12 protein-coding genes are annotated in these 14,516 nt (G+C 60.7%); 6 read left to right on the forward strand and 6 right to left on the reverse strand.

Features of this window, described 5'->3' with window-relative positions:
- Window positions 1-111 precede the first annotated feature (111 nt).
- The gene (locus G8764_RS04945; protein WP_166162408.1) at window positions 112-417 is read right to left on the reverse strand and encodes a type II toxin-antitoxin system RelE/ParE family toxin; all 306 of its coding nucleotides are present in this window, start codon (window positions 415-417) and stop codon (window positions 112-114) included.
- Window positions 417-650 (reverse strand): type II toxin-antitoxin system ParD family antitoxin, encoded by a 234-nt coding sequence (locus G8764_RS04950; RefSeq protein WP_166162410.1) that lies wholly within the window; start codon window positions 648-650, stop codon window positions 417-419. Before G8764_RS04950 ends, G8764_RS04945 begins: the two co-directional genes overlap by 1 nt.
- A 383-nt stretch (window positions 651-1,033) precedes the next feature.
- On the opposite strand from G8764_RS04950, the gene G8764_RS04955 reads away from it, so the two are divergent.
- The 3 genes from G8764_RS04955 to G8764_RS04965 all read left to right on the forward strand — a co-directional run bounded on the left by G8764_RS04955 (window position 1,034) and on the right by G8764_RS04965 (window position 4,732).
- Window positions 1,034-2,488: an aldehyde dehydrogenase family protein gene (locus tag G8764_RS04955; RefSeq protein ID WP_166162412.1), complete on the forward strand. Its 1,455-nt coding sequence runs from the start codon at window positions 1,034-1,036 to the stop codon at window positions 2,486-2,488.
- Between the two features lie 59 nt (window positions 2,489-2,547).
- The gene (locus G8764_RS04960; RefSeq protein ID WP_166162414.1) at window positions 2,548-3,870 is read left to right on the forward strand and encodes an NAD(P)/FAD-dependent oxidoreductase; all 1,323 of its coding nucleotides are present in this window, start codon (window positions 2,548-2,550) and stop codon (window positions 3,868-3,870) included.
- 154 nt (window positions 3,871-4,024) lie between these two features.
- On the forward strand, window positions 4,025-4,732 hold the full coding sequence (locus G8764_RS04965) for a fumarylacetoacetate hydrolase family protein (protein WP_166162416.1): 708 nt from the start codon (window positions 4,025-4,027) through the stop codon (window positions 4,730-4,732).
- On the opposite strand, the gene G8764_RS04970 is transcribed toward G8764_RS04965, so the two are convergent.
- From G8764_RS04970 to G8764_RS22715, 3 genes are read right to left on the reverse strand one after another with little or no spacing between them, the layout of a single operon-like run.
- Window positions 4,729-6,591 carry an ABC transporter ATP-binding protein gene (locus G8764_RS04970; protein WP_166162418.1) on the reverse strand — a complete coding sequence of 621 codons (1,863 nt, stop codon included), beginning with the start codon at window positions 6,589-6,591 and terminating at the stop codon, window positions 4,729-4,731. The two genes, G8764_RS04965 and G8764_RS04970, sit on opposite strands and share 4 nt — an antisense overlap.
- The gene (locus G8764_RS04975) at window positions 6,588-8,411 is read right to left on the reverse strand and encodes an ABC transporter ATP-binding protein (protein WP_243748547.1); all 1,824 of its coding nucleotides are present in this window, start codon (window positions 8,409-8,411) and stop codon (window positions 6,588-6,590) included. Before G8764_RS04975 ends, G8764_RS04970 begins: the two co-directional genes overlap by 4 nt.
- 4 nt (window positions 8,412-8,415) lie before the next feature.
- Window positions 8,416-8,541: a hypothetical protein gene (locus G8764_RS22715; RefSeq protein ID WP_279538398.1), complete on the reverse strand. Its 126-nt coding sequence runs from the start codon at window positions 8,539-8,541 to the stop codon at window positions 8,416-8,418.
- A 116-nt stretch (window positions 8,542-8,657) separates the two neighbouring features.
- On the opposite strand from G8764_RS22715, the gene G8764_RS04980 reads away from it, so the two are divergent.
- Together G8764_RS04980 and G8764_RS04985 are read left to right on the forward strand one after the other, a co-directional pair.
- A complete protein-coding gene (locus tag G8764_RS04980) occupies window positions 8,658-9,857 on the forward strand; it encodes a pyridoxal phosphate-dependent aminotransferase (protein WP_166162422.1) in 1,200 nt (399 codons plus the stop codon).
- Between the two features lie 276 nt (window positions 9,858-10,133).
- Window positions 10,134-11,960, forward strand: coding sequence for a SpoIIE family protein phosphatase (locus G8764_RS04985; protein ID WP_166162424.1), 1,827 nt, complete (start codon window positions 10,134-10,136; stop codon window positions 11,958-11,960).
- 122 nt (window positions 11,961-12,082) lie between these two features.
- Here the strand turns inward: G8764_RS04985 and pobA are convergent, their stop codons facing one another.
- On the reverse strand, window positions 12,083-13,294 hold the full coding sequence (gene pobA / locus G8764_RS04990) for a 4-hydroxybenzoate 3-monooxygenase (protein ID WP_166162426.1): 1,212 nt from the start codon (window positions 13,292-13,294) through the stop codon (window positions 12,083-12,085).
- A 136-nt stretch (window positions 13,295-13,430) separates the two neighbouring features.
- Between pobA and G8764_RS04995 the strand changes: the two genes are divergently transcribed.
- A complete protein-coding gene (locus tag G8764_RS04995) occupies window positions 13,431-14,480 on the forward strand; it encodes a helix-turn-helix domain-containing protein (RefSeq protein ID WP_166162428.1) in 1,050 nt (349 codons plus the stop codon).
- The last annotated feature ends 36 nt before the right edge of the window (window positions 14,481-14,516 follow it).

A 14,516-nucleotide genomic window follows, 5' to 3' on the forward strand; every position in this document is an offset into this window, starting at 1 on the left:
ACCAATTCAAGACCCTCACACCGCAAGGTGTGGGGGTTTTTTATTGGTGTAGCCATGGGCTCTACCCCATTAACAATGAAAGGGAGTTATCGTTTTATTTTGATCTCTAGGCTAGGTTAGAAACTTCGGCAGGTCACGGCTTCCGTGGAGTATTCGTATAATACGAATGCGGTCTTTTAGAATCCGATAGAAAATAATATGACTCTCTTTTGCAATGCTGCGTAGACCCTCACGAATTTCAGGTCGTCTTCGCCCCAGTTCCGTATTATCCAGTAATTCCACAAAAACATCATCAAACGCATTCACATAGGCCACAGCCTGATCAAGTCCGAATTCTTCAGCGGTGTAATCAAATATGTCTTCGATGTCCCTATCGGCTTCGACCGACAGTTCATAGAACAGATCGGTTTGTGTCATTAGCTTTCCCGTTTAGCGATCTTGGCTTTGATAATCTCCTTTACATTGCGCTTGCTCGCGGGGCCTTCCCAGCCTTTGGCAATCTCAGCGCGTAGCTCTTCGATAACCCGGTGGCGGTAGACCTCGTGCAGACGCAAGGCATCGCGTACAACCTCACTGGCATTTTGATAATCGCCCTGTTTGACCTGAGAAGATATATATTCTTCCTGTTTTTGGGTAAAACTGATATTCATGGTGCACCTCCTGGAATAGAGACTCAGATTATCACTTATGTCTATATATGACAAATATGGACATTGGCCCACCAATTCAAGACCCTCACACCGCAAGGCATGGGGGTTTTTTATTGGTGTAGCCATGCGGGTGAGAATCGCTGAAGCGGTTTGATACCGCGGGGACGCCTCATATTCTGCCATCCCGGCGGCCCGCCATAACATAATGTGCCGCTCCTCCCGGTAAGTCGGAATCCCGTGCCGCACCCCCGCCCCTATAATTGTCCTGTAGCACCCGGACCGACGTGACCAGCGTCTGTTGTTCACAGGTTGACGGCGCAACCCGATTCATCCGGTGGGCTCGCTTTGCAGGAGCCGACCCCAGACCGCAGGATTCAAGCACCTTGATAGCACCACTCCAACACCTTATCCAGCGCGGCCGACTCGAGCAGGCCTTTATCAACGGTGCCTGGACGCCGGCCGAGGCTGTGCGCCGGGTAGCGGTGATCAATCCCGCGACCGAAGCAGCCATCGCCGAACTCGCACTCAGCGGTGACAGCGATGCCAGGCGAGCAGTAGACGCGGCCAAGCATGCCTTCGCCAGCTGGTCGACCACCTCGGTCAACACTCGCGCAGAACTGCTGACGCGCTTGCACCAACTGTTGCTCGAGCGCACCGAGCCCCTCGCCGAAGTGTTATCCATGGAAATGGGTGCAGCTATCCAGTATGCCCGCACGGCCCATGTCCCCTTCGCGGCAGAGCATATCCGCGTCGCCCGCGACAACCTGCTCGAGTACCCCTTTGTCAGCCAGCGCGGCGCCACCGCCATCCTGCGCGAGCCGATCGGCGTCTGCGGCCTGATCACTCCCTGGAACTGGCCGCTCTACCAAGTTACCGCCAAAGTGGGTCCCGCCCTGGCGGCGGGCTGCACCGTGGTGCTGAAGCCGAGCGAGCTGTCGCCGCTGAGCGCCCTGCTGTTCGCGGAACTGGTGCAGGAGGCGGGCTTCCCGGCCGGTGTGTTCAACCTGGTCAACGGCGACGGTGCCGGGGTGGGCTCCGCACTTGCAGCCCACCCCGATGTGGCCATGATCTCCATTACCGGCTCAACCCGGGCCGGCATCCTGGTGGCCCAGGCCGCTGCCACCACCGTCAAGCGGGTGGCCCAGGAGCTGGGCGGCAAATCCCCCAACCTGATCCTGCCTGACGCCGACCTGGCCCGCGCCGTCGCCCCCGGCGTAGCCGCCTGTTTCCGCAATGTCGGCCAGTCCTGCAGCGCGCCGACCCGCATGCTGGTACCGCGCGCACAGCTGGAACAAGTCGAGGCACTGGCGCGCAGCGCCGCCGAGGAGATTGTCGTCGGCGACCCCGCCGCCACCCAGACCACCCATGGCCCGCTCGCCAATCAGGCCCAGTTTGAACGGGTGCAGCAGTTTATCCGCATCGGCCTGGACGAAGGCGCGCGCCTGGTCTGCGGCGGCCCTGGTCGCCCAGAGGGTTTGCAACACGGCTTCTATGCCCGCCCCACCATTTTCTCCGCCGTGAACCCCGAGATGACCATCGCCCGCGAGGAAATCTTCGGCCCAGTGTTGTGCATCATTCCCTACGACAGCGTGGAGGAGGCGGTGGCCATCGCCAATGACACGGTCTACGGCCTCGGCGCCCACGTCCAGAGTGGCAGCATCGAATCTGCCCGGGCGGTGGCGGCACAACTGCGCTGCGGCCAGGTGCATCTCAACTATCCGGCCTGGGACCCCCAGGCGCCCTTCGGCGGCTACAAGCACTCGGGTAATGGCCGTGAATTCGGCGTCGAAGGACTGGAGGAATACCTGGAGACCAAGGCAGTCCTCGGCTACGCCTGAACCTGAACCTGAACCTGAACCCGGGCCACTCTGCCTGTAAATAACAACTGGAGACTGCAATGACACCTGCGCTGGCCAACATACACAGCGACGAGAAGCTTCCCGCCCACGCAGACGTGGTGGTAATCGGCGGCGGCATTGTCGGCGCCGTCAGCGCCTATTTCCTGGCCCGGCGCGGCCTGTCGGTGGCCCTTATTGAAAAGGGCCGGGTCGGCGCCGAGCAATCGAGCCGCAACTGGGGCTGGTGCCGGCAACAGAATCGCGATGCGCGCGAACTGCCCCTCTCCGGGGTTGCCCTGCGGCTGTGGGATGAACTGACGGCCGAGATTGGCACCGACCTCGGCTTCCGTCGCTGCGGCCTGCTCTACGCCACCGACAACCCGCAACAACTGGACGAGTGGGAGCGCTGGGGCGCCACCGCCCGCGAGTTTGACATCAATACCCGCATGCTCAGTGCCAGCGAAGCCAGCTCGCACATTCCGGCCCGCGGTCGCCACTGGCTCGGCGGCGTGCACTCCGTCGACGACGGCAAGGGCGAACCCGCCATCGCCGCCCCCGCCATCGCCGAGGGTGCCCGGGCCCTCGGTGCCAGCATCCACCAACACTGCGCCGCCCGGGGCCTCGATATCACCAACGGGGCGGTGACCGGCGTGCTCACGGAGCAGGGTCTCATCCGCACCGGCGCGGTGCTCTGCGCTGCCGGCGCCTGGGCCTCCGCCTTCTGTCGCCGGCACGGCCTGAACTTTCCCCAGGTGAGCGTACGCCAGACCGCCCTGCGCACCCGGCCGGCCCCGAACCTGGGCGAGGCGATCTACACCCCGGACTGCGCCCTCACCCGCCGCCTTGACGGCAGCTACACCGTGGCCATCAGCGGCAAGGCGCAGATGGAAATCACCCCCCAGAGCCTGCGCTATGCCCGCGACTTCCTGCCGATGTACCGCAAGCGCTGGAGAAACGTGGAAATCCGTGTCGGCGAATCTTTCTTCCGCGGCCCCGAGGCCCTGGGGGGCTGGGCGGCCAACTCCGGAACACCCTATGAGCGCATCAGGGAACTCGATCCACCGGCCAAAGCCGACATCGTCGCCGCCGCCATGGCGCGGGTAAAAGCCCTGTTCCCGGAAATGGCGAAGGTGGAGGTTGCCGAATCCTGGGGCGGCTACGTCGACAGCACTCCGGACGCGGTACCGGTGATTTCCCCGGTGGACGGCATGCCCGGATTTTACCTTGCCGCCGGCACCTCGGGTCATGGCTTCGGCCTCGGCCCCGGCATCGGCCAACTGGCCGCCGACCTGGTCGCCAACGACACGCCCTGCGTCGACCCGGCGCCCTTTCGCCTGTCACGCTTGCAGGACGGCTCCAGAGTCAAGGTTGGCGCTATCTGAGGTGCTCGCCGCCCGGTAAAACCGGTTGCTGCCGTGTTCTGTATAAAGCTTAAATTCGATAAAGTGCTCTGGCCTGCGGCGCAGGAGTTTGGGATGATGCCATTCCAGCACCCGGCCGCCCCGGGATCGAACCCAAAAATCCTGAGACAAACCCATGGTCGATAACTACCTGTTTCCCGCACGCCCCCAGCCGACAAGCGCCGTCGTCGGCAGTGACAGCGTGTTCCCGGTGCACCGTATTTTCTGCGTCGGCCGCAACTATCACGCCCACGCCGCAGAGATGGGCACCAGCGTCGACAAGGCCACCATGCGGCCCTTCTACTTCAACAAGCACCCCGCCCACCTGCTGGCCAGCGGCGCCAGCATTGACTACCCGCCGCAAACCGCGGATTACCACCACGAGGTAGAGCTGGTGGTGGCCATCGGTAAACCCGGTTTTGAAGTGGCCGAAGCAGCGACCGACGATTTGATCTTCGGTTACGCCGTGGGGTTGGATATGACCCGCCGCGACCTGCAGGCAGAGGCCAAAAAAGGCGGCCGCCCCTGGGACCTGGCCAAGGATTTTGAAGACGCGGCGGTGCTGTCGGCGATCACCCCCAAAAGCCAGACCGGTCTGATTACCACGGCCAATATCGAGCTCTCGGTAAACGGCGAAATCCGGCAAAAATCCGATGTCAGCAAGCTGATCTGGAACATAGCGGAGATCATCGCTGACCTGTCCAAATTCTACCACCTGCAACCCGGCGACCTGATCTACACCGGCACTCCGGACGGCGTCGGCCCGGTGGTCGCCGGCGACCGCCTCAGCGGCAAGATCGACGGCGTCGGCACGATTGAGTTGAGTATTAAGGAGCCGTCCTAACTTGGCGGCAACTCCTGCAGCAAGTTGGCGTAAAAGCCCTGCATAGCCACCAGTTCAGAGTGGGAACCGCGCTCGATAATGCGGCCCTTGTCCAGCACCAGGATCTGGTCGGAGTGCTCGATGGTGCTGAGTCGGTGGGCAATGGCGATCACGGTCTTATCCATAAACACATGGTCGATGGCCTTCTGGATCAGCCGCTCGGTGACCGAATCCACCGAGCTGGTGGCTTCGTCCAGCAACACCACCTCACTGCCGGAAGCAATGGCACGGGCAAAGGCGATAAGCTGGCACTGGCCGGCGGAGAGGTTGCCGCCATTGCCCTGCAAGACAAAATCGTACTGGCCCGGCAGGCGTTCGATAAAACCGTCGGCGTAGACGTAGCGGGCGGCTTCCAGCACCTGTGCGCGATGAATGCCCTCGCGCCCGAGGCTGATATTGAACTCGATGGAGCGATTGAACAGAAACACTTCCTGCTGCATCAGGGAGAACAGGCGGCTCGCTTCTTCCACGCCAATGTCCCGCAACTCCTGGCCGTTGAGGCGAATCGAACCCTGGTAGTTGTCGTAGGTTTTAGTCAGCAAGCGCAGGATGGTGGACTTGCCCGAACCGGTGCTGCCCACCAGCGCAATCTTGTCGCCCTTGCGCAATTCAAACGACACCTCGTCCAGTACCAGCGGGCCGTTTTCACTGTAGCGAAAACTGACCCGGTCGAACACCAGCGACTGGAACTGGCGCCGCGCCGGCGCGCGAGTCAGGGCACCATCGGCGGCGGTCGCGCTGCGCTGGCGATCCACCGGCGGCTCCTCCTGCAACGGTTGCTCGAAAATTTCCTCGATATGCCCAAAGGCCGCCAGCGCTCGCTGGATGGAGGCGATCTGCGAGGTAAAATCTCGAATCGGCACAAAAATCCGGTCCAGGGTCTGGGTAAAGCCGATCAGCACCCCGTAGCTGATGCTGGCCACCAGAATCTCTTTGGCGCCGTACCAGATCACCAGCGCCATGGCGATGGTGGTAAGGCCCTCGATAATGGCAAACAGCGCTGCGTCGTAGAAGTTGGAGCGCGACTGGGCCTGGAAAAAACCCAGGGTATAGCTGCCGTATTTGCGCTGCACCTGTTCTTCTGCCGAATAGAGCTGCACCGTCTTGATGCCGTTGAGGCACTCTTGCAAGTAGCCGGTGCCCTGGGATAACACCACCCGCCCGCTGGCATAGGATTCCCGCAGCCGGCGTCGCAGCAACTCGGTCACCAGGTAGGTGGGCGGCCCCAGCACCAGCACCATCAAGGCCAATTTCCAGTTGATCACAAACAGGAACACCAGCAGCGCCAGGGTGGTCAATACATCGCGCACCATGCCCAGCAAGCCCTGGGCGAAGGACTCGTTGATGGCCTCCAGGTCGCTCGTCAGGCGCGTCAGGGAGACGCCGATGGGCGTAGTGTCAAAATAGCGGCGCGGGAAAGCCAGGATCCTGGCAAACATATCGGCGCGCATATCGCGCAGTGCATGCAAGGCGGAGGTCTGCAAAAAATAATTAAACAGCGCGTCGGCCGCGTAGTTGCCCAGCAGCACCAATAACAGCAACGCCGACCACCAGTAGAGGCCACTGAACTCCCCCATCATCACCTGGGTGTCGATGATGTGCATAATCAGCCAGGGAAACAGCACACTGCAGAGAATCGACAGCGGCACCGCGGCAGTGCCGATAATCACCTGGCGGCGGTAGCGTTTCAGGTAACCGAGAAAGCGACTGATCAGGTTCCAATCAAATGCGGTTTTGGCGGCCTTTGCTGGTGGTGAGTGGGGACTTGATGAACCCGGGTTTGAATCCGGCGCCGCGGAACCCCTGGCAAATTCTTTCATTGGCTTTGCTCCCCGTTATCCGGGGTCGACGCCAGCTGGTCGTCGCCCTCCTGCTGCAACTGCCAGGTCTGGCGGTACAGGGGTGAAGTTTGCAGCAACTCCTGGTGGGTGCCCCGGGCCACGATCTCGCCCTGCTCCAGCACCAGGATGTAATCGACGCGCTCCAGCACACTGGCGCGATGGGACACAATCAGCGTGCTCTGGCTTTGCATGGCTTCAAAAATTTGCTCCAGCAGGAAACGCTCGGTCTCGTTGTCCACCGCCGACAGCACATTGTCGAGAATCATCAGCTTGGACGGCGTGTACATAGCCCGGGCCAGGCTCAGGCGCTGCTTCTGGCCGCCGGACAGGAGGATGCCCTTCTCCCCCACCAGGGTATTTTCCCGCTCCGGGAACTGCTGCACTTCATCGCGCATATCGCTCTGGTAGAGCACGTCGTCGATGGGCTGGGACTCCTGGTCGCCGGCACTGAAACGGATATTGTTGAGCACCGAATCGGAAAACAGGAACGGCTCCTGGGTGATGGTGCGCACCGCGCTGCGCAAGTCCCGGCGCGACAACTGGGTGATATCGTGCTGGTCAATAAAGATCCGCCCTGGCTCGATGTCGAGGTGGCGGTTGAGGCAATTGACCAGGGTGGATTTGCCCGAGCCCACCTGCCCGAGAATACCCACGGTCTGCCCGGGGCGGATCTCGAAACTGATGTTTTTCAATACCGGCTCGGTTTGCCCCGGATAGGTAAAGCTGAGATTGGTGACCCGGACCCCGGAGCTGAACAACTGCTGGCGCTCCGCCTCGGGCAGGTGCTGCAAGTCTTTGGCGGGTATCTCCTGGTCGAGAATCCGGCGCAGGCTGGAGATACTGAGAAAGCCGCTCTGGAACGCCGACCAGATCATGGCCATGGAGAAAAACGGCATGGCCAGCAGGGTGGCGTAAGCCAAAAACGCCACCAGCTCGCCCAGGGACAAACCGGACTGGATCACGTAGCCGCCGCCCACCGCCAGGATCAGCACCTTGATCAGTCGATCGGTGTAACCCAGGATCGGCAGCACCAGGGTGCGAATCCGCGCCAGTTGCACCGAGCGCTGCAGTAACACCTCATTGTCCTCGGCGAACTCTTCCCGCGCCCAGGGCTGGATATGATTGGACTTGATCACATCGATTCCGGACAACAGCTCCACCGAGCGGGTCGACAGGGCCTGCAACTCTTCCATCCGCACTTTCACCATGCGTCGCATCTTGCCAATGGCGCGACTGGAGACCATAAAAGTCAGCACCACAGGCACCATGCAATAGAGGGTCAACTGGGGCGACAGCTGCCACATCTTGTAGGGGGTGAACGACAGGGCGAAACTGATATTGAACACCTGCAGCATCACCACCCCCGCCAGGGCGCGAATGCCATTGATGTCGTTGTTGACAATGGAAATCAGGGTGCCGGTGGGGTGGCTGCTGTAAAAATCCCGCTGCAAATAGGTGAGCCTGCTAAAGGCGTCGTCTTTTAACTCCTTCTCGATCGCCCGCCCCGGGTTGAAAAACAGCATGCGCGACAGGGTTCTGGCCCCCATCATGGCCAGCGCCAACCCCATGATCAGGACGATATTGCTGTTGAACTGGGCCTGGTTCTGGGCCAGCGACTCTTGCAGCAAATCGATGGCGATACCGATATAGCGCGGGATACTGACCGCCAGCCAATTGGTGGCCAGCAGCATAAGGACACCGAGGCCGTAGGACCATTTGTGCCGATAGAGGTAGCGAAAAAAGAAGCGCCAGTTGGATTCCTCGGCCGAGCGGTTGGACAAAATAGCGTGGTTTGACAAAATATCAGCTGTTCTTTTGGGTGGCATGGGTAGCATTCACCCGGCTGCGACCGGATGCGGATTCACCGACACTACCGACCTCTTCGAGGCCGTTTACCTGAATCAGGTAACGTGCAGGGGGCGCTATCATACCCTGCCGGCCGGCAGTTACAAAGCGGGGGCGCCTGTCATCCCGATCAGCCCGTCTTACCCCCACGCTGAAACTGCTTCACAGCCGGCATTGACTGCGATATAACAAAGCCAACTATGAACACCAAATTGCGCTACAGCCAGGCCGTGGCCCGCCTCTCCGGAGAATCCTCCAGTGTGTGGAGCCTGCATGAGCGGGCCCGGGAAAAGCTGGCCGCGGGGGAAGACATCATCCTGCTCTCGGTCGGCGACCCCAACCTGGCAACCCTGGACTCAACCATCCAGCACGTGGTCGAGGCCTTGCAGCAGGGCCGCACTCACTACTCGCCCGGCGCCGGCGAATTGAGCCTGCGCCAAACCATCGCCGCTATCGAAGCGCGCTCGGCCAATCGCCCCTGCAGCCCGAACGAAATCCTGATCTTCCCCGGTGCCACCCACGCCATCTACAGCGTCATGTGCTGCCTGCTCGACCCTGGGGATGAAGTGGTCATTCCCGAACCCATGTACATCGGCTACCGCGGCATCTTCGATATTATTGGCGCCAAAGTCGTCACTGTGCCACTGCAAGTCGATGCCGGTTTTCGGCTGGACATCGACCGGGTCAAACAGGCGATCAACAGCAAAACCCGGGTGCTGTTTCTCAACACACCGGGCAATCCGGCGGGCAACATCATCCCCGGCGAGTCACTGCAAGAGCTGGCGGCCTACTGCCTCGAGCGTAATATCTGGATCGTATGCGACGAAGTCTACTCCATGATTACCTTTGAACAGCGCCATGTATCCCTGCGCCGGGCGGCAGCCGAGCTGGCCAATGTGATCACTATCGATGGCCTGTCCAAATCCCACGCCATGACCGGCTGGCGCCTGGGCTGGACCGTGGCGGCGGAGCCCATCACGCAAAAGCTGCTGGCCTTCACATCGGCGGTCATCTTCGGCTGCTGCCAGTTTGTGCAGGATGCCGCCCGCTATGCCCTCACCAACGATGAAGACTATATGGCCGGAATCCGCGACGAGTACCGCAAGCGTCGCGACTACGTCTGCCAGCGGGTAATGGCCATTCCCGGCCTGCACTGCCAGCCGCCCCAGGCCGGCATGTTCGTCATGGTCAACGTGACCCAAATAGCAACAGACGGTTTCGCCTTTGCCGACCGGTTACTGGCCAGCCAGGGGGTATCGGTACTGCCGGGCGCAGGCTTCGGTGAGAGCACCCGGGGGTTCGTGCGCCTGTCCCTGACCCTGGGTGTAGACGAACTGGCCCCGGCAATGGATCGCATAGAAGCCTTTGTGCTGGCAGGCATGACGAACCCGGCGAATTAGTGCCCATTCATTCATAAATTGCGCAGTTCTACTGGGCCAAATCCATGCCCGGGCAGCCCCTGGAAAAGAGATTCTTCCCGCCATCGACAGCCACGCCAACATAGGCTATTGTCGCAAAACAAGAACGCGCTGTTTAACGCGCCATTTAAAGATGACACAGGCGCTAGTACCTGCCGGGGCAAGCAAATTTCAGGACATTCCCGGCGTCTCTTGCTGTCCATAGATAACAACAACCAGATTTTTAAACCGCACATTGAACCGGGGAGGTACCCTGGAATGCCCATAAAAAATTCCGACACAGCCGGCACCGGCAGCGCTGGCCCCGAAGCCACCGGGCCGACCATCCTGGTGGTGGACGACGACCCTATGATGCGCAAGATCGTGGCCCGGGGGCTGGCGGAACTGAAACCGGCACAGGTGCTGGAAGTGGAAGACGGCCTGGCGGCCCAGGAGGTGCTGGGCCGCCAGGCCGTGGACGTGGTGGTGACCGACGTACTCATGCCGCACATGAGCGGCATCGAACTCATGAAATGGGCCCAGCAGCACTGTCCCGGGCCACTGTGGATCGTTTTATCCGGGCTGGAGACTTTCGATAGCGCCGTCGACGCCCTGCAACTGGGTGCCTTCGACTATTTGGGCAAACCGCCCCATATCCAGCAGGTGCGAGTGGCGGTGCGTAACGCCCTCGACCAGATAGAGCTGGTACACGAGCGCAAGCGACTGTACCAGCAGATCGAGCACAGCAACCAGTTGCTGGCCGAAAAGGTCGAGCAGCTGGAACAAGTCTGCCGCATGCTCAAGGAACAGGCCGCCGTCATTCAGTCCGACCTGGACCGCGCCGAAGTCATTCAGCGCGCCCTGCTGCCCCAGGAACCCCCGGAGATCGACGGCTGGTGCCTGGAAACCCTGTACCGGTCTGGCAGCAGTGTCGGCGGCGACCTCTACGACGTCATTCTGCTGGACCAGGATCATATCGGCCTGGTGATTGCCGACGCCGCCGGGCACGGCGTCGCCGCCGCCATGCTCTCGGTATTGTTCAAACTGCGCCTCCACGTCACCGACAAGGCGGGCAATCTGCAAATGCCCGGCCAGGTACTGAGCGACCTGAATCAAAGGCTGCACCAGGCCATTACCACGCCCGGTGCTTTTATTACAGCGGTCTACGTACTGCTCAATCGCAACACCGGCCACGCCCGCATCGCCTCCGCCGGACACCCTCCCTGTATCTGGGCCTCGCCATCGGGCCAGCCGAAAATGCTGGCCCACACCGGCCCCGCTTTGGGCCTCAACCCGGAAGCCAGCTACGAGGAGCGCGAGGTCGAGCTGGCGATCGATGATCGCTTGCTGCTGTACACCGATGGCGTACTGGGGAGTGGCGCCGACGCGATCAGTAGCGACGATCTTGCCCGCACCCTGTGCTCCAGTATCGACAAGGCCGAGATGCCGGGCACCCTCTACCGGGCCGCGACCCGCAATGTCACCAGCGACCGGGACGACATCACCATTATCCTGCTGGAGCGCGGGGCCGGCCCCAGCCACTTCGATGATACCCCGCCGACGGCGGAGCGCGAGGCAGCCAATGAAAAGCAGCCACCGCAACCGATGACGGCCCAGGCGCAGCTGCGCCGCGGTGTGCGCGACAACCAGGCTTTTATCACCATGGCGGGTAACGTCACCTGGGTATTCAGCCACGCCCTGCTGGACGCGGCCAGCGCACTGCTGCAAAAACAACCGCAACTGATTATCGACCTGGGCGACTGCGACTATATGGACAGCACCTGTCTCGGCACCCTGCACGAGATTGTCATGTCGCAACCGGACGCAGTGCAGCTGCAGCGCATGTCCGACAGTATCCGGGCGCTGTTCGAAGAGCTGTGTATGGACGCAGTACTGAGCCACGCCAGCCCCTCCCACGAACCCCTGCCAGAGGCGATGGAGCCGCTGCAACTGGTGGAGATCGACGCGGCCGGGCAAGGGGCGCGCATGCTCAGCGCCCACGAAACCCTGGCCTCACTGAGTTCGGAGAACCGCGAGAAATTTCAAGGGGTAGTGGATTCCCTGCGCGCCGACCTGGGCAGTAGCGATGACAGCAACGCCGACTGACTCGTGGCCATCCGCAAACAACCAAAATTCCTTGTAAGGTCAGCCGCGTAAACTTTATTACCACGTCAACCGCGTAAACTTTATTAGAAGTCATTCCCGCGCAGGCGGGAATCCAGCCGCCATTACTGCAGATCCTCGTAAGGCAACCCCACATACTGGTTGGCGATTACTTTGCGACCCTCTTCGTGGTTGAGGTAGTAATCCAGTTCCGAATTCATAAAGCGTTCAAAGGTCTTGCTATCCATATCACTGATCGCGGTGTCGCCGAAGTCGTGCAACATATTGGACAGCCACCAGGAAAAGCGCTCGCCGTGCCAGACCCGGCGCAGGGCAATTTGTGAATACTGGTCGATGCAGGCCTTGTCATGGTCGCGGTAGACGCGAGCCAGGATCTTGCACAGTGTCGCCACATCTGAAGCCGCCAGGTTCAAGCCCTTGGCGCCGGTGGGGGGCACAATATGAGCCGCGTCACCCACCAGGAACAGGTTGCCGTACTGCATGGGCTCACAGACAAAGGAGCGCAGCGGGGCGATACTCTTTTCAATACTGGGGCCGGTCACCAGCTTGGCCGCAGCGTCCGCCGGCAGGCGCTTTTTCAGCTCCGCCCAGAAGGCATCATCACTCCAGTCTTCCGCCTTGTCGCTCAGTGGCACCTGTAAATAGTAACGGGAGCGGGTCGCGGAGCGGCGGCTGGCCAGGGCAAAGCCACGCTCGCTCTTGCTGTAAATCAACTCTTCACTGACCGGCGGGGTATCGCTCAACAGGCCCAGCCAGCCAAACGGATAGACCCGCTCGTGCTCGGTGCGCAGGTCCTCTGGAATGGTCTTGCGCGACACACCGTGATAACCGTCACAACCGGCAATATAGTCGCACTCTAACCGGTAGCTCTCGCCCTGGTGCTGGAAAGTGACGTAGGGTTTATCCGACTTGACGTCGCACAGGGCCACATCACTGGACTGGTAGTAGGTCTGCAGGCCCGCCTGCTGGCGCGCTTCCATCAGGTCGCGGGTGATCTCAGTCTGGCCGTAGCACATCACCGTTTTGCCGCCGGCCAGGGTTTTCAAATCGATGTGGGTGCGCTGGCCGTAAACTGCAATTTCAAAGCCGTCGTGCACCTCACCCTCCCGCTGCATGCGCTCGCCGACACCGGCCTCGTGCACCAGGTCCACGAACCCCTGCTCCAGAATACCGGCGCGAATGCGACCGAGCACGTACTCGCCGGTCACGCGCTCGAGAATGATATTGCTGATGCCCTGTTTGGACAGTAATTGACCGAGCAACAGGCCGGAGGGACCGGCACCGATAATGGCGACCTGGGTTGTTATAGTTGGCATAGTGAACTCCGTTACGGTTAGGTATCAATGGCACCATCATGCCCTGACCGGATCCAGCTGGTTATTCACTTATCACCCAGATTATTGTACTTTTCCATCAGGCGACTTAGCCCCTCCGCAAAGGACAACCGCAACCATGCAGCGCGATAAAGCCACTGTCCCCGTGTACGGCCTGTACGGCGAGCAACTGATCAGCAGCGACCCGGGCTTTGTCCATATCGAGGATATCGCCGACCGCAGCAGCGATCTCGGCTGGCTGATCAAGCCCCACCGACACAGCAAGCTGTTCCAGGTTTTATGCATTTTTGATGGCCAGCTTGAGGTCGAGTTGAACCGCAAACCACACGCCCTGAGCGGCAGCTGGATTGTCACCATACCCGCGGGTGTAGTGCACGGCTTTCGCTTCCAGCCCAACAGCAACGGGTTTGTACTGTCCATTGCCAGCAGCGTAATTCCGCAATCGAAGGAGGAAGAATACAGCCGCCACATCGAGGAGCTGTATATTGCGCCACAGCTTATTCCACTCACAGCAGACGCCGCTGGCGGCGTTCAGGCTCCGGCTAACCACGGGGCTGGCAGAAACGAATCGATCAAGGAGAATCCAGCACGTGAAAGTTCAGGCCATGCAAGCTCAGGCGATTCAATCGCAGAGAACGGGCACGCAGCCACTCCAGGCCCGGGCAATGGCTGGCCACAAAACCCGTTCCTGCACTATGTCCAGCTGATCCGCCAGGAGTTCGAGAACTTCAACGCCGACCGCGAGCAGGCGCTGGCACTGCTGTCGAAGCTGGCGCTGTTGGCACTGAGTCGCCAACTGCAGCAAAACCGCATCGAAACCGGCAGTGGCCACAAGGACTCACTGTTATTGAGCCGCTTTCGCGCGCTGGTGGAGGAGCACTATCGAGCCCATTGGTCGGTGACCCAATACACCCAGGCGTTGCATGTATCACCGTCGACCCTGAGCCGGGCTTGCCATGAATATTTTGCCGAGAGTCCGAAGTCCATTATCCAGCAACGGCTGCTGGGCGAGGCCAAGCGGCGGCTGGTGTACACCAGGCAGAGCAACGAGGAAATCGCCTATACACTGGGCTTTAAGGATCACGCCTACTTTGCCCGTTTTTTCAAGAAGCTGGAGGGGGCGACACCGGGAGAGTATCGCAAGCGTGCCGATACGCTTCACGACTAGGGGACTGGAACCCCCGTATTTTCAAGCTTGACCAGG

Source organism: Pseudomaricurvus alcaniphilus (genome assembly GCF_011440395.1).
Taxonomy (GTDB): domain Bacteria; phylum Pseudomonadota; class Gammaproteobacteria; order Pseudomonadales; family Cellvibrionaceae; genus Pseudomaricurvus; species Pseudomaricurvus alcaniphilus.